Consider the following 19,075-nt stretch of genomic DNA (forward strand, 5'->3'; position numbering starts at 1 on the left):
GGAGTATGGTTTTGCGTTCTCACTCCAATGCCCAGATGTCCGAAATCCGGACGCTTCTGGTGATCCCATGCCTCAACGAAGCGGCGACGATCGCGCCGTTGCTGCATAAGCTGAACGGCCAGCGCGGCGACATGGACATGCTGATCGTTGTCGCCGACGGCGGCAGCCAGGACGGCACGCCGGACATCGTCCAGGACCTTATTCCGGAAATCCGCGACCTCATGCTGATCGGAAATCGCAAGCGTATCCAGAGTGCGGCCATCAACCTCGCCGTCGACCGGTTCGGCGAGGATCGGGACTTTCTCATCCGCATTGATGCGCATGGGGATTATCCGGACGATTACTGCCGGACGCTTCTGCAGGAGGCCGTCGAAATGGACGCCGACTCCGTCGTCGTCGGCATGGAGACGATCGGCTTCGGCACTTTCCAGAAGGCAACTGCGGTGGCGCAGAACTCGAAGCTTGGAAACGGCGGTTCGAAACATCGCGCCGGCGGCGGCGGCGAGTGGGTCGATCATGGCCACCACGCGCTGATGCGGATTTCGGCCTTCCGGGCCGTTGGCGGCTATGACGAGAGTTTCAGTCACAACGAGGATGCGGAACTGGACTTCCGGCTGCGCGCGGGCGCTTTCCGCATCTGGATGACCGGCAAGACCTACATGACCTATTATCCGCGCTCGACCGCCTCGGCGCTGTTCCGGCAATATCTCGCCTATGGCCGGGGCCGGGCGAAGAACCTCGTCAAGCATCGTACCATTCCAAAGCTCCGGCAAGCGATCCCGCTTGCAGTCGCGCCGGTCGTCGTCGCGGCGCTGCTTGCACTTCTCTATTGGTGGGCGGCGGTGCCGATGGTCGTCTGGGCCGCGGCCTGCATCGGTTACGGTTTCTGGCTCGCGGTAGGGCAGAAGAACCCTTACGGCCCGCTTGCCTCGCTTTCGGCGATGATCATGCATTTCGCCTGGTCGGCCGGCTTCTGGCTGGAGCTGATCGGCATCCGGCCGCGGAGGATCGCTTGATGACGGCAGAGGAAAAGCCGGTCCGCATCGATATCGGCATCTGCACCTATCGGCGGCCGGAGCTGGCCGAGACGCTGATCTCGCTCTTCGGGATAGCCGTCCCGGCAGGCGCGGAATTGCGCCTGATCGTTGCCGATAACGATGCGAGCCCGAGCGCAAGCGGGCTGGTGGATGGTTTGCGGGCGCGTTCGCCGTTCCCGATCCGCTACGTGCATTGCCCGAAGTCGAATATCTCGATCGCCCGCAATGCCTGCCTCGCCGAAAGCGATGCGGATTACCTCGCCTTCATCGACGACGACGAGACGGCGGAACCTGAATGGTTGGCCGGACTGATGGCGATGGCGAGGAGCACGGGGGCAGACGCCGTTCTCGGCCCGGTTCGAGCCGTCTACGGATCGCAAAGCGCCAGCTGGATGCGCAATGGCGATTTCCACTCGACGATGCCTGTCTGGGTCGGCGGGCAGATTAGGACCGGTTATACCTGTAACGTCCTCCTCCATTTGCGCTCACCGGTCGTCGCAGGCCGCAGGTTTGCGCTCTCACTCGGCCAAAGCGGCGGCGAGGATACACATTTCTTCACCGCTTTGACCGATGCCGGCGGGAGGATCGAATTTGCGCCGGATGCGGTGATCGAGGAACTGGTACCAGAAAAGCGGGCAAGCTTTTCCTGGCTTGCCAAGCGCCGGTTCCGCTCCGGACAGACACATGGACGCATTCTCGCCGCCAAGAACTCCGGTCTCGGCCGCCTCAAGCAGACCGGTCTCGCGATGCTGAAGCTCGGTTATTGTCTGGCGGTGACGGTGGCAACCATTGCCTCGCCGGTTACCCGCGTTCGCTACGCCCTTCGTGCGGCACTCCATGCCGGCGCCGTCACGGGCACGCTCGGCGTCCGAGAGATTCGCCAATACGGAGCCGCCGAAGCCACATGACGATGCATGATCTGCAGGCCCCGGATTTCCAGCCCGACGTGAGCTTCGTGATTGCGGCTTACAACGCCGAGGAGACGCTCGCGCGTGCGATTGACAGCGCGCTTGCGCAGATCGGCGTGACGCTCGAAGTGATCGTCGTCGACGATTGCTCGACCGATGGGACGCGAGCCATCGCGGGGGCTTATTCGGATCACCGCGTCAGGCTGATCGCCCAGGCGGTGAACGGCGGACCGGCTGCGGCTCGAAATGCCGGACTTGCCGCGGCCAGGGGCCGTTGGGTCGCCATTCTCGATTCCGACGACACGGTCTACCCCACCAGGCTTTTGGCCATGCTGGAGCGGGCCGAGAACGCGCAGGCGCAGATCGTCGTCGACAATCTCGATGTCATCCCGTTCGATGCCGGCGAGCCTTATGAGATGTTCTCAAAGGAGGCGCTCAGGCAGCGGTCGATGCTGACGCTTGCCGATTTCATCGGCTCGAACGTGATTTTCCAGTCGACCTTCAACTTCGGCTACATGAAGCCGATCTTCGAACGCGTATTTCTCGTCGAGCACGGGCTGCGCTTCGACGAGGCGCTGCGGATCGGCGAGGACTATCTGCTGCTTGCTTCCGCCTTGGCGAGCGGTGCGCGATGCGCGATCGTGCCGGAGATCGGATATGTCTATCACCTGCGTCAGGGTTCGATCTCGCGCGTCCTGGAGCAAAGCCATCTGGATGCGATGCTGGCCTCCGACAGCGCTTTTCTCGCCCGCTACAAGCTGGATGCGAAAGCCTCGGCTGCCCAACGCAGGCGCACCCGCAGCATCCTTGAAGCGGGCTCATTTCTCACGCTCGTCGACGAAATCAAGAAGGGTTCCGTCGGCGGCTTCCTGAAAACGGCAATCGAAAACCCACGTGCGCTCCGACTTCTGCGCATGCCGATCGCCGTTCGCATGCGTCGGCTGGTGAAAACGGCCGACGTCAACTGAAAATCCGATCAATAGGGCGGGGCGCCCTCAGAAAGGACGAAGGAATGGACATGAAAAGACCAGTTCGAAAGGCGGTGATACCCGTCGCAGGCAACGGCACTCGGTTCCTGCCGGCCACCAAGGCCATGCCGAAGGAGATGTTGACGATCGTCGATCGGCCCGTCGTACAATACGCGGTCGACGAAGCCATGCAGGCGGGAATCGAGAACATCATTTTCGTGACCAGCCGCAACAAAACCGCGATCGAAGACTATTTCGACAGCGCGCCGGAACTCGTCGCGACGCTGACCCGCTCGGGCAAGACGGTCCAGGTTACCCAGCTCGAAAAGATGCTGCCGGTCGCCGGCACCGTCAGCTATACGCGCCAGCAGGTGCCGCTCGGGCTTGGTCATGCGGTCTGGTGCGCCCGCGAACTGGTGGGCAACGAACCCTTCGCACTGCTTCTGCCCGACATGGTCTCCTACGGTTCGCAGGGTTGCATGGCGGGGCTGATGGATCTCTATGAAGAAGTCGGCGGCAATGTCTTCGCGGTCGAGGAATGCGCACCCGAAGAGACGTCGAGCTACGGCATCGTGGGGGTCGGCCACAGCGTGCCGCACGGTTTCGAGGTGACGGAAATGGTCGAAAAGCCGAAACCTGCCGAGGCGCCGTCCAATTATTACCTGAATGGGCGCTATATTCTGCAGCCGGAAATCTTCGAACTGCTGGCCCGGCAGGAACGCGGCGCCGGCAACGAAATTCAGCTGACGGACAGCATGCACAAGCTTGCGCAGGTCCAGCCGTTCCATGCGCATCCCTATCAGGGACGCACATTCGATTGCGGCAGCAAGCGCGGCTTCATCGAGGCGAATGTCGCCTTCGCCATGCTTCGCCAGGACATGGGGGCCGAGATTTACGCCTCCATCAAGGAATTGCTGATGTCGCACGAAACGCGGGTCAAGGCCGCCTGACGCGCATTCAAGTCATACGAGGCGGATGGCGGCGGTTCCGCCATCCGTCCCCCAAAGCTCCAGAAAGCGAGCCCTATGGATCAGGTAAACTTCAGACCGAGAACGATATTTCCGAGCGAAACGCGGGATCACGACACATTCATCGATCTCGATAAGCTCTGGGCAGCGGCGATCCGTCGTTCGGGCGTCATCGTCGTGTGCCTCGTTGTGACGGTTGTCCTTGCCGGGGTTTACCTCGTGATGGCGCAGCCGATTTATACTGCGCTGACGCAGATACTGATCGATGATAACCTTTCGCGTTACGCCGACGACCCTCAGGACAGTCAGACGGCCCAGCAGATCGACAATCGCATGTCGAGTGCGGTCGAGATCCTGAAATCCAAGGCCTTGGCGGTAAGGGTGGTCGACAAGGCCAAGCTCGATCAGAACGAGGCGGTGGTCAACCCGCCGCAGTCGCCCGTCGATCTTGCCAAGGGCGCCATCCGCAGTGTCGTTGCGCTTCTGACGCCCGGCAGCCCACCGCCTTCCGAGGAGAATGTCAGGATGGGCCGGGTCGAAAAAGCGGCGGCCGTTCTGCAGCAATCGCTGACTGTGGAGCGTGTCGGCCGCAGCTCGGTGATCGCTCTGTCCATTCGTTCGCCAGACCCGCAACTTGCCGCGCTGATCACGCGGACCTATGCGGAATCCTATCTGACCGAACAGCTGAACGCCAATTTCGATGCGACGGAGCGGGCTTCGCTCTGGTTGCAGGAACGGTTGAACGACCTCAACACCCGCTCGCAGCAGGCCTCGCTTGCCGTCGAGCAATTCAAGACCCAACACGGTCTGGTTTCGCCGCGCGGCGAACTCCTGTCGACGCAGCAGCTTTCGGATCTCAACAGCCAGCTGATCGTCGCCCAGGCCGATGCGGCAACCGCTTCGGCACGCTACAACCAATATCAGGCGATCATCGACAAGGGGCCTGACGCGGCCGTTCAGAACGCAGTCGTTTCGGCTCGCGATACGGACAACACGGTCATTCAGGACCTCCGCAAGCGGTATATCAACATTTCCGACCGCGAGCAGGGCATCATCCAGCAGTTCGGCGCGAACCATCCGCAGGCGGTCGCGCTCAAGACGGAAAAGAGCGAACTCGCGCAGCAGATTTATCGCGAGCTGCAGCAGTTGACGGGCAGCTTCCGCAACGTGTTCGAAGTGGCGAGTTCGCGCGAAAAATCGCTGCGTGAGAGCATCGACCGGGTTGCGGGCCGCAATTCGGAGGCGAATGTCTCGATGGTCCAGCTGCGCGAACTGGAGCAGAAGGCGGCGGCGCTGAAGACGCTCTACGAATCCTTCCTCGGTCGTTTCGAAGAGGCAACACAACGGCAATCCTTCCCGATCGCCAAGGCTCGCGTGATCTCTGACGCTGGCCTGCCGACTGCCCCGTCCAGCCCGCGCAAGACGCTGACCATGGCGCTCTCCGTCGTGCTTGGCCTGCTGATCGGCGGCGCGGCGGCAACGCTCTTGGAATTCCGCGAGCGGTTCTTCCGGACCGGCGACGATGTGCAGGAGAAGCTTGGCCTTCGCTTCCTCGGCTACCTGCCGAAGGTCAGCGGTGCCTTCGCGGAGGACGCGCCGCCACCGCCACCAACTGAGGCCGAGGCGGCCGGAGCGCCTCCCGGCAACCCGATCTCGTTCCGCCGATTGATGCGGGTCGCGGTCGAGGCGCCGCGGTCTCAATTCGCCGAGACGCTACGCAATGCCAAGCTTGCCTGCGATATCATGCTGCAGGAGCGGAAGTGCCGGGTGATCGGCGTGGTCTCCTGCCTGCCGGGCGAAGGCAAATCCATGGTCGCCGCCAATTTCGCCGGACTGATCGCCTCGACGGGCGTTCGCACGCTGGTGATCGACGCCGACCTGCGCAATCCGGGCCTCAGCCGCATGCTGGCCTCCGAACCGGAAGTCGGACTGGTCGAGGTGGTGCTCCAGCAGACGCCATGGACCAATGCCGCGCGGGTCGACCGCCGGTCGCGCCTGACGATCCTGCCGATGACGACGCGTAGCAAGCAGCTTGCCCATACGAGCGAGCTCCTCGCTTCTTCCGGCATGAGCCATTTCCTCGAAAGCATCAAGGATACGTTCGACGTCATCGTCGTCGATCTGGCGCCGCTCCTCCCGGTTATCGATGCGAAGGCCTTCGAGCCCTATGTCGATGGTTTCGTCTTCGTTACCGAATGGGGCGTGACGCCTGCGAAGGCGGTGCAGTCGGTGATCCGGTCCGAACCGCAGATCGCCTCGAAAACGGTGGGCGTGATCCTCAACAAGACAGAGATGTCGGAGCTGCACCGCTATGCGGATCCGGGCGCGCCGGAGCGGCTGCACAGCAGCTACGTCTCCTATTACAAGGACGGGTCCGCCTCTGCGCCTCGATAAGCCTGTGATTCAGTTGATCTGTGATTCAAGGGGCGGTTTTTACCGCCCCTTTTCCGTCAGGCGCTTGCTGCGGCCTGGTCGTTCCACTGCGTGCAGTCGCCGAAATCGACCTTGCGAAATACGTGGCCGATGCCGATCAGCACGGGTTCGTCGATACCGATCTCTGCCATGGCCGCAGCCATGTCGCTCAGCCGTCCGGCCCAACGCCGCTCGTTCGGCCGGGTCACCGCGCTGACGATCACCACCGGCATGTCGGGCGTCATGCCGGCGTCTGTCAGCTTGCTGACGATCTCTCCCGCCGTGCGTCCCGCCATGTAATAGATGGTCGTGGTCTTCGGATCGGCGAGGCTTTTCCAGTCCAGATTGTCCGGCAGCACGCCCTTGCGCGAATGGCCGGTGACGAAACGAACGCCCTGCGCATGGTCGCGATGGGTCAGCGACACGCCGAGCCGCGATGCCATGGCGCTCGCCGAAGTGATGCCCGGCACCACGTCGACGGGGATGCCTTCTCGTTCCAGGCAGGCGATCTCTTCGCCGGCACGGCCAAAGACCATCGGATCGCCGGACTTCAGGCGGACGACGCGTTTGCCCGCCTTGGCGAACTTCACCAGCATGTCGTTGATGTCTTCCTGGCGGCAGCTTACCCGGCCACCGCGTTTTCCGACCAGCATGCGTTTCGCCTCGCGGCGTGCGAGCTCCAGCACCTCGTCGGAGACGAGATCGTCGAACAGGATGACGTCGGCCGCCTGCAGCGCACGCACCGCCTTCAGCGTCAGAAGTTCGGCATCGCCGGGGCCGGCGCCGACAAGGGTGACACGGCCCTTCTGGGCCGAGGATGCGACGCGGCCGGCATCGGCGAGGATAGCGGCTTCGCTGCCCGATCCCGGTTCGCTGCCGAAGGCGCGGTCCACGAAACGTTCCCAGAAGGCTCTTCGCTGCGGGCCGGGCGCCAGGCGGTCGTTGATCTTTTCCCTGAGCGATTGGGCGAGTTCCGCCCAGCTTTTCAACGAGGCTGGCAGCAGGGTTTCGATACGGCGGCGGATCGCCTGCGCCAGGATCGGCGCCGCGCCATCGGTCGAGATGGATACGACGACCGGTGAGCGGTTGACGATCGAACCGAACTGGAACTGGCAGAAGGCGGGTTTGTCGATGACATTGACCGGCACGCCGGCCGCGCGGGCAGCATTGAAAAACGCCTGCGCCTCGGCCTCATCCTCGCAATCCGCAATCGCAATCGCTGCGGCCTCGAAAATCGAAGGGTCCCACACCTTCGGATGATGGATAAAGCGGCCCTGCGGATGTTCCGCCCCGCGTTCGATCAGCTTTTCGAAGGTCTCGGACAGTCTATCCGCATAGACATGCACATTGGCGCCGCAGGCGGCAAGCAGCTCGGCTTTCCAGGCAGCCGCATCCGACCCACCGGCAACGATGACGGGCCTGCCTTCGAGCGCCCAGAAGACCGGGAGCTTCGCAAGCGGCGCCATGCGGGCACCACGATCAGGAGATGCTTCATTCCGCGGCTGCTGCAAGACATCCATCGATGATCCCCCTGATTTCAGCGCGGCAGGAGCCGCAATTGGTACCGGCATTGGTTGCTTTTCCGACGGCCTCGACGCTGTGACAGCCGGTCCTGACCGCGCCGATGATCCGGTTGACGCCGACCGAAAAGCAGGAGCAGACGGTGGCGCCGGGATCGGGCTGGTCGGCCCCGGGGCGCCCGGCGACGATCGCAAAGCGCTTGCGCAAGTCGGCGTGTTCGGCGGCAAGTTGGCCGATTGCCCAGTTGCGGGCGACGGCGACGGGCTGGTTCGCGAGGAAAAGTGCGGCAAGCAGCTTTCCGCCGTCGAAGAAGGCGAGGCGCAGGTCGCCGGACTGATGGTCGGCATAACCGAGCGGCTCGATCTCGGCCGGGATGCCGAATGCTGCCCGGCACCAGGCCACCCAGTCCTCGACCGGGTCCGCGAACGCCAGCTCGATCCGCCAGCCGCCATCAGCCTTGGCGAGCGCCCAATAATCCGCCTGCGGGTTCAAGGGTTTCAAGGCGGAAACGGCAAAGCCGTAGAAACAAGTAGCGAATGGCCGGGCGGCAATCGCGACATTCTTCGAAGCCGGTTGGCCGGAAAACGGGTCGGTGACGGGTGCGACCAGCGCATCGATGCGGGCTTTTGCGGCGAACTGGTCGTTCCAGTGCATCGGCACGAAGACGTTTCCACGGGCCTGGCGTTCCGTGACCAGCGCCCGGACGATTGCCTTGCCGTGCGGGCTTTCGAGTTCGACCAGGCCGGCGCCGCGAATGCCGAGTTCCATCGCATCGCGCGGATGGAGCTCCGCAAAGGGCTCGGCGATATGGCCGGAAAGCCTGGCACTTTTCGCCGTTCGCGTCATCGTGTGCCAGTGATCGCGGATGCGGCCGGTATTCAGCGTCAGCGGGTATTGTTCATTGGTGCGGTCGGTGGCCGGCGCCTGGACGGCGATGAAACGTGCCCTACGATCTGGGTGATAGAAGCCGCCATCGGCGAAGAAGCGCTTGTCGCTACCCCCCTCTGGCCTGCCGGCCATCTCCCCCTCAAGGGGGGAGATCGGCTGGGCGCCAACTCTTTGTCCAAAATCATCCGTCGAGCAGGCCGTCTCGTTTCTTTGGAAGCGACGATCCTGCCGCTTGTGATCTCCCCCCTTGAGGGGGAGATGGCCGGCAGGCCAGAGGGGGGTATCTCCCAGCGGAGCAGGCCATTGGAACGGCGTCAGTGCATCGTATCCCTCTTCGCCGATTTCGACACACGCTCCGATATCGAAATCCCGGCTGCCCTCGTTCTCGAAGGCCGAAAGTGCCGCATGTTCGGCGAAGATCTCAGCCGCAGATTTATAATCGAAACCGGCAAAGCCCATGCGCTTGCCGGCCTCTGCCATCTGCCACCAATCGGCCTTGGCCTCGCCGGGCGCGGACAGAAACCAGCGCTGGCGGGAGATGCGGCGTTCCGAATTGGTGACGGTGCCGTCCTTTTCGCCCCAGCCGACCGAAGGCAGCAGGACATGGGCGTGGCGGGCCGTGTCGGTGTCCCGAAGAATGTCGGAGACAACTACGAAAGGACAGGCCTTGATGGCGGCCTCAACCGCATCGGCATCCGGCATCGAAACGACCGGATTGGTGGCCATGATCCACAGCGCCTTGATCCGCCCGTCGGCAACAGCGCGGAACATGTCGACGGCCTTCAGGCCCGGCTTTTCGGCGATCCGCGGCGAGGCCCAGAAACGCTGCACCCGGTCCCGATCGTCCGCGCTTTCGATCGCCATATGGGCGGCGAGCATGTTGGCGAGACCGCCGACCTCGCGGCCGCCCATGGCATTCGGCTGGCCGGTCAGCGAAAACGGTCCCGTGCCCGGCCGGCCGATGCGGCTGGTCGCCAGATGGCAGTTGATGATGGCGTTGACCTTGTCCGTCCCCGACGCCGACTGGTTGACGCCCTGGCTATAGCAGGTGACGACCTTTTCCGTCGTCTCGAACAGGTGAAAGAACTCGCGAAGCTGTATCGCCGGCAGGCCCGTCCGCTCCATCAATTCGGTGAAGGAAAGCGCGGCAGCGGCAGCAAAGGCTTCGCCAAATCCTTGCGTATGTGCGGCGATATAGTTCTGGTCGATCGCCGGGCTTTGCGCCAGATGGGCGAGCAGGCCCATGAACAGCGCCACGTCGCCATCCGGCCGGATGCCCAGATGCAGGTCGGCAATGTCGCAGGTCATCGTCCGGCGCGGATCGATGACGACGATCTTCATGCCCGGCCGTGCGGTCTTGGCCGCTGCAAGCCGCTGATAGATCACCGGATGGCACCAGGCGAGGTTGGAGCCGGTGAGAATGACCAGATCGCCGAGTTCGATGTCCTCGTAGGTGCCGGGAACGGTATCGGATCCGAAAGCGCGGCGGTGGCCGGCGACGGACGAAGACATGCAAAGCCTGGAATTGGTGTCGATATTTGCCGAGCCGATGAAGCCCTTCATCAGCTTGTTGGCGACGTAATAGTCTTCGGTCAGCAACTGGCCGGAGACGTAGAAGGCAACGGAATCCGGTCCGTGTTCGGCAATGGTTTTCGAGAATTTTTCGGCGACGAGATCGAGCGCCTCGTCCCAATCCGTCTGCCGGCCGAGGATCTCGGGGACGAGTACCCGACCGTCGAGATCCACGGTTTCCGCCAGTGCCGATCCCTTGGAACAGAGCCGGCCGAAATTGGCCGGGTGTTCCGGATCGCCTTTGACCGTCACGGCGCCGTTGTCCGCCACTGTGGCGATGACGCCGCAGCCGACGCCGCAATAGGGGCAGGTCGTCCTGGTGGTGTTTCCACCCGCCTGCATTTCCGTTTCCAGAAGGCCCGCCCCCATCGGTTCACTCCGCCGGAACGCCGGCAGGATTGCCGATATGGCCAGCCGGAACGCTCTGCTTGCTCTTCTTGCGGCCGTGGGTCGAATAGAGGGTGAGGCCGACGAAGGTGAGGCCGCCAACAAGATTGCCGATGACGGTCGGGATTTCGTTCCAGATCATGTAATCCATGAACGAGAACTTGCCGCCCAGCAGCAGGCCGGAAGGGAACAGGAACATGTTCACGATGGAATGTTCGAAACCCATGTAGAAGAACAGCATGATCGGCATCCACATGCCGATGACCTTGCCGGACACCGAGGTCGACATCATCGCCGCGACGACGCCGGTCGAAACCATCCAGTTGCAGAGAACGCCGCGGACGAAGAGCGTCAGCATGCCCGCCGCGCCGTGCGCCGCATAACCGAGCGTGCGGCCTTCGCCGATATGACCGATCCTCTGGCCGACTTCGTTTGGTGCCTCGCTGAAGCCGAAGGTGAAGATGATCGCCATCATCACCGCAACAAGGAAGGCGCCGGCGAAATTGCCGACGAAGACGAGCGTCCAGTTGCGCATCACGCCGCTGGCGGTCACACCCGGCCGCTTGTCGATCAGGGCGAGCGGTGAAAGCGTGAAGACGCCCGTCAGGAGATCGAAGCCCATGAGGTAGAGAAGGCAGAAGCCGACCGGGAAGAGGATGCCACCGGCGAGAGCGTTGCCGGTCTGCACCGTGATGGTGACGGCGAAGGCGGCGGAAAGCGCAAGGATTGCGCCCGCCATGAAAGCCCGGATCAGGGTGTCGCGCGTGGACATGAAAATCTTCGCCTCGCCGGCGTCGATCATCTTCGTCACGAATTCCGTTGGTGTGACATAGGACATTTTTTTCTCGTCTCCCTAGAGCGTAGTCGTTTGAAATGGCCGCGCCGATTATTCGGCTGCGGCCAGCTGTTCTTCGAGTGCCATGAAGATGTCTTCGCCGCGCAGTTCGAGCCGGATGGTCCGGACCGAACCTTCGTCGGCGCCGAGCGCCTTGCCGGTTTCGAGCGAGATCACCCAGTTGTGCAGTGGACACGTCACCGAGGTGCCGTGCACGATGCCCTGGCTGAGCGGTCCACCCTTGTGAGGGCAGTGATCTTCGATGGCGAAGACCTGGTTTTCGGCGGTGCGGAACACGCCGATCTTGCCTTGGGGCGTCTTCACGCAGCGCGCGCCGCGGAGCGGAATGTCGGTCAGCTTGCCGATTGCGATCCAGTTCATGTCCATCTCCTCACTCGGCTGCATGCGAATAACCGACTGTCGCCATCGGCCGGAACTCGTGTTTGTCCTTGCCGGAGACACGCTCCGACCAGGGATCGACCTGGGCGAATTTCTGGGAGAAGACAAAGCGCTCGTAATAGGCCTGGCGCTTCTCCGTATCGGTCATGATCTGCCGGCGGATTTCGTCGAGGCCGATGCGCTTCGCCCATTTGTAGATGCGCTCGAGATAACGACCCTGTTCGCGGTACATCTGCGTGAGTGCGACGATGTATTCGAGCGCCTCGTCCTCGGTCTTCACTAGGCCGAGCACTTCGGTGCCCTTGATGTCGAGGCCGGCAGCGCCTGCGAAATGGATCTCGAAGCCCGAGTCCACGCAGATGACGCCGATGTCCTTGCAGGTCGCTTCCGCACAGTTGCGCGGACACCCGGAGACCGCCATTTTCAGCTTGGCCGGTGTCCACGAGCCCCACATGAATTTCTCGATGCGGATGCCGAGGCCGGTCGAATCCTGCGTGCCGAAGCGGCACCAATCGGAGCCGACGCAGGTCTTCACGGTGCGCAGGCCCTTGGCGTAGGCCTGGCCGGAGATGAAGCCGGCCTTGCCCAGATCGGCCCAGACGGCAGGCAGGTCTTCCTTCTCGATGCCGAGAAGGTCGATACGCTGGCCGCCGGTGACCTTCACCATCGGGATCTCGAACTTGTCGACGACGTCTGCGATGGCGCGCAGTTCGTTCGAGTTGGTGACGCCGCCCCACATCCGCGGCACGACGGAATAGGTGCCGTCCTTCTGGATATTGGCGTGGACGCGTTCGTTGATGTAGCGCGACTGGTAATCGTCGGCATATTCATCCGGCCAGTCGCAGACGAGGTAATAGTTGAGCGCCGGGCGGCATTTAGCGCAGCCGCAGGAGGTCTTCCATTCCAGTTCCTGCATGACCGCGGGGATGGTCTTCAGGCCCTTCGCCTTGATCAGGCGGCGGACGTCGTCGTGGCCAAGTTCGGTGCAGGTGCACATCGGCTGCACGGCCTTCGGGTTGTAGGCGTCGCCAAGCGTCAGAGCCATCAGCTGTTCGACGAGGCCGGTGCAGGTGCCGCAGGAGGCGGAAGCCTTGGTGTGGGCGCGCACGTCGTCGAGCGATGTCAGGCCCTTGGCGGTAATGGTCGAGGTGATCTTGCCCTTGCAGACGCCGTTGCAGCCGCAGATTTCTGCATCATCCGGCAAGGCTGCAACGGCCGCCATAGGGTCCAACGGGGACCCTCCCTGGTAGGCCTGGCCGAAGATCAGCGTGTCGCGCATCTCCGAGATATCGGTCGCCTTCTTCTTCAGGTCGTTAAACCAGGCGCCGTCTGAGGTCTCGCCGTAAAGAACCGTGCCGATGATGCGGTTGTCCTTCAGGACGAGGCGCTTGTAGATGCCGGCGGTGGCATCGCGCAGCACGATTTCCTGCCGATCGTCGCCATCGGCGAAGTCGCCGAGCGAATAGAGGTCGATGCCGGTGACCTTGAGTTTGGTGGGCGTGTCGGAATGCACGAAGGCCGGCTTCGTATCGCCTGCCAGATGCGATGCCGCGATGCGGGCCATTTCGTAGAGCGGTGCGACGAGGCCATAGACCATGCCGCCGACTTCGGCGCATTCGCCGATTGAATAGATGTCGCCGTCAGACGTCTGCATTCCCGCATCGACGACGATGCCGCGATTGACCGCAAGGCCTGCTTCCTTGGCGAGGCCTGCGCTCGGGCGGATGCCGACGGCCATGACCACCAGGGTCGCCGGGATGATCGTGCCGTTGTCGAGTTCGACGCCCTCGACCTTGCCATTGCCGATGATCTGTTTGGTATTGGCCTTGCAGATCACCTTGATGCCGCGTTCTTCGACGGCCTTCTGCAGCAGGTAACCGGCGGCCGGATCGAGCTGGCGCTCCATCAGCGTCGGCATCACGTGCAGCACGGTCACGTCCATGCCACGCTGGGCAAGACCGGCTGCCGCTTCGAGACCGAGCAGACCGCCGCCGATGACGATCGCCTTTTCACGCGACTGGGCGGCGAGAAGCATGGCCTGGACGTCGTCGAGGTCGCGATAGGTGATGACGCCCGGCAGGTCCTTGCCCGGTACCGGGATGATGAACGGCACCGAGCCGGTGGCGATCACCAGCTTGTCGTAGCTTTCAGTGACGCCGTGATCGGAGGTAACGGTCTTCGCCGCCCGGTCGATCGCAACGATCTTGTGGCCCTTGTAGAGGGTGATCCCGTGGTCGATGTACCAGCCGTCGCCATGGATGACGATCTGCTCGAAGCTCTTTTCGCCGGAAAGCACCGGCGAGAGCATGATGCGGTCGTAGTTGACGCGCGGTTCGGCGTTGAAGATCGTGACGTCGTAGCGGCCGGGCGCCTGTTCGAAGAGGTGTTCCAGCATGCGTCCCGGCGCCATGCCATTGCCGATGATGATGAGTTTTTCTGTCATGGTTTTTACTCCGCGGCTTCAACGAAGCGGTGGCGTTCGTAGAGGAATTTCAGCACTGCCTCGCGGCACTTGAGATAGGTTCGGTCCGAGGCAAGCTCGATGCGGTTGCGCGGCCGGGGGATCGGCACGTCGAGCACTTCGCCGATCTTGGCGGCCGGGCCGTTGGTCATCATCACGATGCGGTCAGAAAGCAGTACTGCCTCGTCGACATCGTGGGTGATCATCACCATCGTGTTGCCGAGCCGCGAATGGATCTCCATGACCGCGTCCTGCAGGTGGGCACGAGTCAGCGCGTCCAGCGCGCCGAAGGGCTCGTCGAGCAGCAGGATCTTCGGTTCCATGGCGAGTGCCCGGGCAATGCCGACGCGCTGCTTCATGCCGCCCGAAATCTCGGATGGGCGCTTGTCCTTGGCATGGGCCATCTGCACGAGGTCCAGATTGGCCATAACCCATTCGTGCCGTTCGGTCCGGCTCTTGGTGCGGCCGAAGACCTTTGAGACGGCGAGGTTGACGTTTTCGTAGACCGTCAGCCAGGGCAGCAGCGAATGGTTCTGGAAAACGACAGCGCGTTCCGGACCCGGTGCGTTGACTTCACGGTTTTCGAGCAGGACAGCACCTGCCGAGACGCGTGTCAGGCCGGCGATGAGGTTGAGGAGCGTGGACTTGCCGCAGCCGGAATGGCCGATGATCGAGACGAACTCCGCCTTGGAGATCGTCAGGTTGATATCCTTCAGAACCTCGGCGCGATTGCCGCCTCGGTCGAAATGTTTGTCGATATGGTCGAGCTTCAGATAGGCGTTCATGGTCCGCTCCTCAGTTTGCCGAAGCGCCGCGGGTGATGATCTTGCCGAGCGCGGAAACCAGCTTGTCGAGGGCGAAGCCGACGACGCCGATATAGGCGAGCGCAACGATGATGTCGGGCAGGCGCGAAGAGTTCCACGCATCCCAGATGAAGAAGCCGATGCCGACGCCGCCGGTCAGCATCTCGGCGGCGACGATCGCCAGCCACGAGAGGCCGATTCCGATCCTGAGGCCGGTGAAGATGTACGGGGCGGCCGACGGCAGCATGATCTTGAAGAAGAATTCGATCTGGTTCAGCCGCAGCACCTGCGCGACGTTGCGATAGTCCTGCGGGATGTTGCGCACGCCGACGGCGGTGTTGATGATGACAGGCCAGATCGAGGTGATGAAGATCACGAAGATCGCAGAGGGGTTCGAGTCCTGGAAGGCGGCGAGCGACAGCGGCAGCCAGGCGAGTGGCGGCACGGTGCGCAGCACCTGGAAGATCGGGTCGAGCCCGCGCATAGCCCAGACGGATTGGCCGATGATCGCGCCGATCAATACCCCGGCTACAGACGCAAGACCGAAGCCATAGGCGACGCGCTGCAGCGACACGAGGACGCGCAGCCCCAGGCCGATATCCTGCGAACCGTTGTAGAAGAATGGCGAGACGATCAGGTCATAGCTTTGCTGCCAGACGACATGCGGCGAAGGAAGCGAGGCATTCGGCGCGGAACAGAGGACTTGCCAGACGAGCAGGATCAGCGCCAGCACGATAACCGGCGGCACGACGTTGCGCAGTGTCGTCATGCCGATCTGCTTGAAATCGATCCTCGATACGGGCTTGCCGGAAAAGGGGACGATAGTTGCTGCCGGCTTTGCGGTAGCGACTGCGGAAACATTTTCTTTTTTTGCCAGGGCGGACATCTGCGCGCTCCTTAGAAAGGGAAAAGGCCGGCGCGTGCGTCCACGCGCCGGAGGTGGGGAAATCAGGACGCGGCCTTGATGGAAAGGCTGTCGAGATAGGCCGAGGGGTTTTCCGGATCGAAGACCTTACCGTCGAAGAAGGTTTCCTTGCCGCGCGAGGAGGAAGCCGGAATGTCGGCTGCCGCGACACCGAGATCCTTGGCGGCATCGCGCCAGATGTCCTCGCGGTTCACCTGGTTGACCAGCGCCTTGATGTCGGTATTACCCGGAAGGTAACCCCAGCGGATGTTCTCGGCCATGAACCAGGTGTCATGGCTCTTGAACGGGAAGGAGGCATTGTCCCTCCAGAATTTCATGAACAGGCTGGTGCCCTTCACGTCGCGACCGTTACCGTAGTTGATGTCGCCCTTCAGGCGTCCGAGGACGTCCTTCGGCGGCACGTTGAACCACTGGCGGCGTCCGAGGATCTCGGCCATCTCCGCCTTATTGTCCATGCTTTCGCACCATTGCTGGGCCTCCATGACAGCCATCAGCAAAGCCTTGGCGGCGTTCGGGTTCTTCTCGATCCAGTCGGCGCGCAGGCCGAGCGCCTTTTCCGGATGGCCCTTCCAGAGTTCGCCGGTGGTGGCGGCGGTGAAGCCGATGCCCTGGTTGACGAGCTGCTCGTTCCAGGGTTCGCCGACACAGAAGACGTCCATGTTGCCGACCTTCATGTTCGCCACCATCTGCGGCGGCGGCACGACGATGGTCGAGACGTCCTTGTTGGGGTCGATGCCGCCGGCGGCGAGCCAGTAGCGAATCCAGAGGTCATGGGTGCCGCCCGGGAAGGTCATGGCGGCCTTGATCTCCTTGCCCTCCGCCTTCTTCTTCTCGAACGCCGCCTTCAGCTTGGAGGCATCGAGCTGCACGCCGGTCTCGGCATATTCCTTGGCGACCGAAATGCCCTGGCTGTCGAGGTTGAGGCGGGCGAGAATCGCCATCGGCACCGGCTTGTTGTTCTGGGTCACCTTGCCGGTGTGCATCAGGTAGGGGAGCGGAGAAAGGATATGGGCGCCGTCGATGCCGTTGGCGGCACCGCCAAGCACGAGGTTGTCGCGGGTCGCACCCCAGGAAGCCTGCTTGGCGACGTCGACATCGGGGAGGCCGTGCTTGTCGAAGAAACCCTTTTCCTTGGCGATGACCAGCGGGGCGGCGTCGGTGAGCGCGATGTAGCCGAGCTTGATGCCTTTGACTTCCGGGCCGGCCCCGGCTGCGAAGGCGCCGGACGGGAATGCGGTCTTGACGGCGCCGACGAGGGCGACAGTGGCTGTGGTCTTGATCAGGCTGCGGCGGGTGATGCCGCTCGTCAAAATCCCAGTCTTCGAAATCTTGGTCATGCGCAGGTTCCCTCTGCTGGTTCTTAGGAATTCAGGCACAAAAAAACGCCGCTTGGAGATTGCGCCTGCGGAAACTGGGAGGAGTTTCCGGGCAGCAAAAACCTTGCGACGTCGATGTCTCTGGAAGCGCTTATCGCGCGCTTATCTGCTCCAATCGCCATTGACTGGGGCGACTATGAAGAAGCAAGCGGCGTGCCAAGTCCGATGTAATCTTCTAGGCCGTTGAAAATGAAATGAATTTCTTCTATGAAACTTTTGGCTTAAATTGTCGGCAATCTGTGCGACTGCAATATTTTTGTGCGGTTGCTAAATTGAATGCGCGCAATTGCTGTGCAGCACATCTCGGAAGATCAGACCTCGTCGCGGTCGGCGGGGATTGCGAGAGAGCTGCTGACGGCGAAATTCTCGACATAGGTCGAAACCTCGGAAGGGTCGAAGACATGGCCGTCCATAAAGCGGTCGCCGTCGCGATCGCCTTCGACGCCGATGTCGGGTTGCGTCGGCCCGATGCCGAGCGCGGTCCGATAGAGATCGGGACGATAGGCTGCCGCCGCGGCGGCCAAACCGTCCTCGCTGAACTCTACCTGGCCCCAGCGGATCATCTGGCTGTAGAGCCACAATGCGTGGCTTGGCCGCGGGTAGTTCGCAAAGCCGCGATGGAAGGTGAAATAGTCGGCGATGACGCGCCGGTTGCCCTTGGCGTCGAGGCTGAATTCGCCGGACAATACGTGACGGATGATATTGACCGGGGCGCCGATGAAGCGGGGGCCGGCCAGGACTTCCGCCAGCGCATCATGGTTCTCCGCCTTGTCGCACCAGCGGGCTGCGGCATCGAGCGCGACGATGAGCCGGGAAACGGTTTCGGGATGGCTTTCGGCCCATTCCGGCCGCATGGCGATCACCTTTTCCGGCGCCGACGGCCAGATGTCCTGCTTGGCGGCGACGATGCGGCCGACACCGCGTTCGGAGGCGACCATGTTCCAAGGCGCGCCGACACAGAAACCGTCGATAGCGCCGGCTGCCAGCGCATCCGATGTCAGCGGTGGCGGAACGACGACAAGCTTGACGTCACGGTCCGGATCGATGCCGCCGGCGGCGAGCCAGTAGCGGAATTCGTAATTGTGCGAAGAGAACGGATAGGTCATGCCGAGCGTCGGCAGGGTCTCGGCATTGGCCTTCATGCTGCGGATCACGGTTGCCAGGGCCTGGGCATTTTCCAGCGCTCCCGCAGTCTCGGAAAGACCGGCCGTCTCGCGCATCCGGTCGAAGAGGCGGGTCGAGAGCGTGATGGCATTGCCGCCGCGGCCGAGCGAAAACGGCGTGATGGTTGGCGAGGGGTTGGAGCCGAGGCCGAGCATCGAGGCGACGGGCATCGGCGACAGCATGTGGGCGATGTCGAACTGGCGGAAGGCGAGGCGATCACGCACGTTTGCCCAGGAAACGTCCTTGACCAGATCGAGCGTCAGTCCTTCCTTCGCGGCAAAGCCGAATTCGGCGGCGGCGATCAGCACGGATGCATCCACCAGCGGAATAAAGCCGGCTCGCAGGACTTTGGGCCCTTCACCGTCGGCGCGGGCAGGGGCGCCGAGATTGCTTCCGGATCGGTCGGTCTTGGTCATCATGTTCACTCCGGCTTTCTCCCGGACATTTCGGT

At 62.6% G+C, this 19,075-nt stretch carries 13 protein-coding genes and 2 pseudogenes; 5 read left to right on the forward strand and 10 right to left on the reverse strand.

Annotated elements, in window-relative coordinates:
• The first annotated feature begins 35 nt into the window (after positions 1-35).
• The 5 genes from MOV61_RS05760 to MOV61_RS05780 all read left to right on the forward strand — a co-directional run bounded on the left by MOV61_RS05760 (position 36) and on the right by MOV61_RS05780 (position 6,275).
• On the forward strand, positions 36-1,016 hold the full coding sequence (locus MOV61_RS05760) for a glycosyltransferase family 2 protein (protein ID WP_247135929.1): 981 nt from the start codon (positions 36-38) through the stop codon (positions 1,014-1,016).
• Positions 1,016-1,945, forward strand: a complete 930-nt coding sequence (locus tag MOV61_RS05765) for a glycosyltransferase family 2 protein (protein ID WP_247135903.1) — start codon at positions 1,016-1,018, stop codon at positions 1,943-1,945. Before MOV61_RS05760 ends, MOV61_RS05765 begins: the two co-directional genes overlap by 1 nt.
• Positions 1,942-2,913, forward strand: coding sequence for a glycosyltransferase family 2 protein (locus MOV61_RS05770; RefSeq protein ID WP_309493784.1), 972 nt, complete (start codon positions 1,942-1,944; stop codon positions 2,911-2,913). Before MOV61_RS05765 ends, MOV61_RS05770 begins: the two co-directional genes overlap by 4 nt.
• A gap of 44 nt (positions 2,914-2,957) precedes the next feature.
• Positions 2,958-3,863, forward strand: a complete 906-nt coding sequence (locus tag MOV61_RS05775; RefSeq protein WP_247033099.1) for a UTP--glucose-1-phosphate uridylyltransferase — start codon at positions 2,958-2,960, stop codon at positions 3,861-3,863.
• A gap of 75 nt (positions 3,864-3,938) precedes the next feature.
• Positions 3,939-6,275, forward strand: a complete 2,337-nt coding sequence (locus MOV61_RS05780; RefSeq protein WP_038545930.1) for a polysaccharide biosynthesis tyrosine autokinase — start codon at positions 3,939-3,941, stop codon at positions 6,273-6,275.
• A gap of 56 nt (positions 6,276-6,331) precedes the next feature.
• Here the strand turns inward: MOV61_RS05780 and cysG are convergent, their stop codons facing one another.
• From cysG to MOV61_RS05825, 10 genes and pseudogenes are all read right to left on the reverse strand, one after another.
• Positions 6,332-7,813, reverse strand: coding sequence for a siroheme synthase CysG (gene cysG / locus MOV61_RS05785; protein WP_247135904.1), 1,482 nt, complete (start codon positions 7,811-7,813; stop codon positions 6,332-6,334).
• Positions 7,785-8,810: pseudogene (locus MOV61_RS30410) on the reverse strand (molybdopterin dinucleotide binding domain-containing protein); the annotation flags it as partial. The pseudogene MOV61_RS30410 and the gene cysG, both read right to left, overlap by 29 nt.
• 168 nt (positions 8,811-8,978) lie before the next feature.
• Positions 8,979-10,616, reverse strand: a pseudogene (locus MOV61_RS30415) (molybdopterin-dependent oxidoreductase); the annotation flags it as partial.
• Between the two features lie 31 nt (positions 10,617-10,647).
• Positions 10,648-11,499, reverse strand: coding sequence for a formate/nitrite transporter family protein (locus MOV61_RS05795; protein WP_247135905.1), 852 nt, complete (start codon positions 11,497-11,499; stop codon positions 10,648-10,650).
• 48 nt (positions 11,500-11,547) lie between these two features.
• Positions 11,548-11,883 (reverse strand): nitrite reductase small subunit NirD, encoded by a 336-nt coding sequence (gene nirD, locus MOV61_RS05800; protein WP_038545923.1) that lies wholly within the window; start codon positions 11,881-11,883, stop codon positions 11,548-11,550.
• A gap of 4 nt (positions 11,884-11,887) precedes the next feature.
• On the reverse strand, positions 11,888-14,338 hold the full coding sequence (nirB, locus tag MOV61_RS05805; protein ID WP_247135906.1) for a nitrite reductase large subunit NirB: 2,451 nt from the start codon (positions 14,336-14,338) through the stop codon (positions 11,888-11,890).
• Positions 14,339-14,343: 5 nt separating this feature from the next.
• Positions 14,344-15,141, reverse strand: coding sequence for an ABC transporter ATP-binding protein (locus MOV61_RS05810; protein ID WP_247135907.1), 798 nt, complete (start codon positions 15,139-15,141; stop codon positions 14,344-14,346).
• Positions 15,142-15,151: 10 nt separating this feature from the next.
• A complete protein-coding gene (ntrB, locus tag MOV61_RS05815; protein WP_038545914.1) occupies positions 15,152-16,045 on the reverse strand; it encodes a nitrate ABC transporter permease in 894 nt (297 codons plus the stop codon).
• A gap of 62 nt (positions 16,046-16,107) precedes the next feature.
• The gene (locus MOV61_RS05820; protein ID WP_247135908.1) at positions 16,108-17,421 is read right to left on the reverse strand and encodes a CmpA/NrtA family ABC transporter substrate-binding protein; all 1,314 of its coding nucleotides are present in this window, start codon (positions 17,419-17,421) and stop codon (positions 16,108-16,110) included.
• Between the two features lie 350 nt (positions 17,422-17,771).
• On the reverse strand, positions 17,772-19,049 hold the full coding sequence (locus MOV61_RS05825; protein ID WP_247135909.1) for a CmpA/NrtA family ABC transporter substrate-binding protein: 1,278 nt from the start codon (positions 19,047-19,049) through the stop codon (positions 17,772-17,774).
• Positions 19,050-19,075: the final 26 nt, after the last annotated feature.

The organism is Neorhizobium sp. BETTINA12A (assembly GCF_023006485.1).
Lineage (GTDB): Bacteria > Pseudomonadota > Alphaproteobacteria > Rhizobiales > Rhizobiaceae > Neorhizobium.

What these genes read in the sequence shown, in the direction of transcription:
- MOV61_RS05775 (WP_247033099.1), top strand. Translation starts at nt 2,958, where the DNA reads ATGGACATGAAAAGACCAGTTCGAAAGGCGGTGATACCCGTCGCAGGC.
- MOV61_RS05810 (WP_247135907.1), bottom strand. Translation starts at nt 15,141, where the DNA reads ATGAACGCCTATCTGAAGCTCGACCATATCGACAAACATTTCGACCGA.
- ntrB (WP_038545914.1), bottom strand. Translation starts at nt 16,045, where the DNA reads ATGTCCGCCCTGGCAAAAAAAGAAAATGTTTCCGCAGTCGCTACCGCA.
- MOV61_RS05795 (WP_247135905.1), bottom strand. Translation starts at nt 11,499, where the DNA reads ATGTCCTATGTCACACCAACGGAATTCGTGACGAAGATGATCGACGCC.
- cysG (WP_247135904.1), bottom strand. Translation starts at nt 7,813, where the DNA reads ATGGATGTCTTGCAGCAGCCGCGGAATGAAGCATCTCCTGATCGTGGT.
- MOV61_RS05820 (WP_247135908.1), bottom strand. Translation starts at nt 17,421, where the DNA reads ATGACCAAGATTTCGAAGACTGGGATTTTGACGAGCGGCATCACCCGC.
- MOV61_RS05770 (WP_309493784.1), top strand. Translation starts at nt 1,942, where the DNA reads ATGACGATGCATGATCTGCAGGCCCCGGATTTCCAGCCCGACGTGAGC.
- MOV61_RS05780 (WP_038545930.1), top strand. Translation starts at nt 3,939, where the DNA reads ATGGATCAGGTAAACTTCAGACCGAGAACGATATTTCCGAGCGAAACG.
- nirB (WP_247135906.1), bottom strand. Translation starts at nt 14,338, where the DNA reads ATGACAGAAAAACTCATCATCATCGGCAATGGCATGGCGCCGGGACGC.
- MOV61_RS05760 (WP_247135929.1), top strand. Translation starts at nt 36, where the DNA reads ATGTCCGAAATCCGGACGCTTCTGGTGATCCCATGCCTCAACGAAGCG.
- MOV61_RS05765 (WP_247135903.1), top strand. Translation starts at nt 1,016, where the DNA reads ATGACGGCAGAGGAAAAGCCGGTCCGCATCGATATCGGCATCTGCACC.
- nirD (WP_038545923.1), bottom strand. Translation starts at nt 11,883, where the DNA reads ATGGACATGAACTGGATCGCAATCGGCAAGCTGACCGACATTCCGCTC.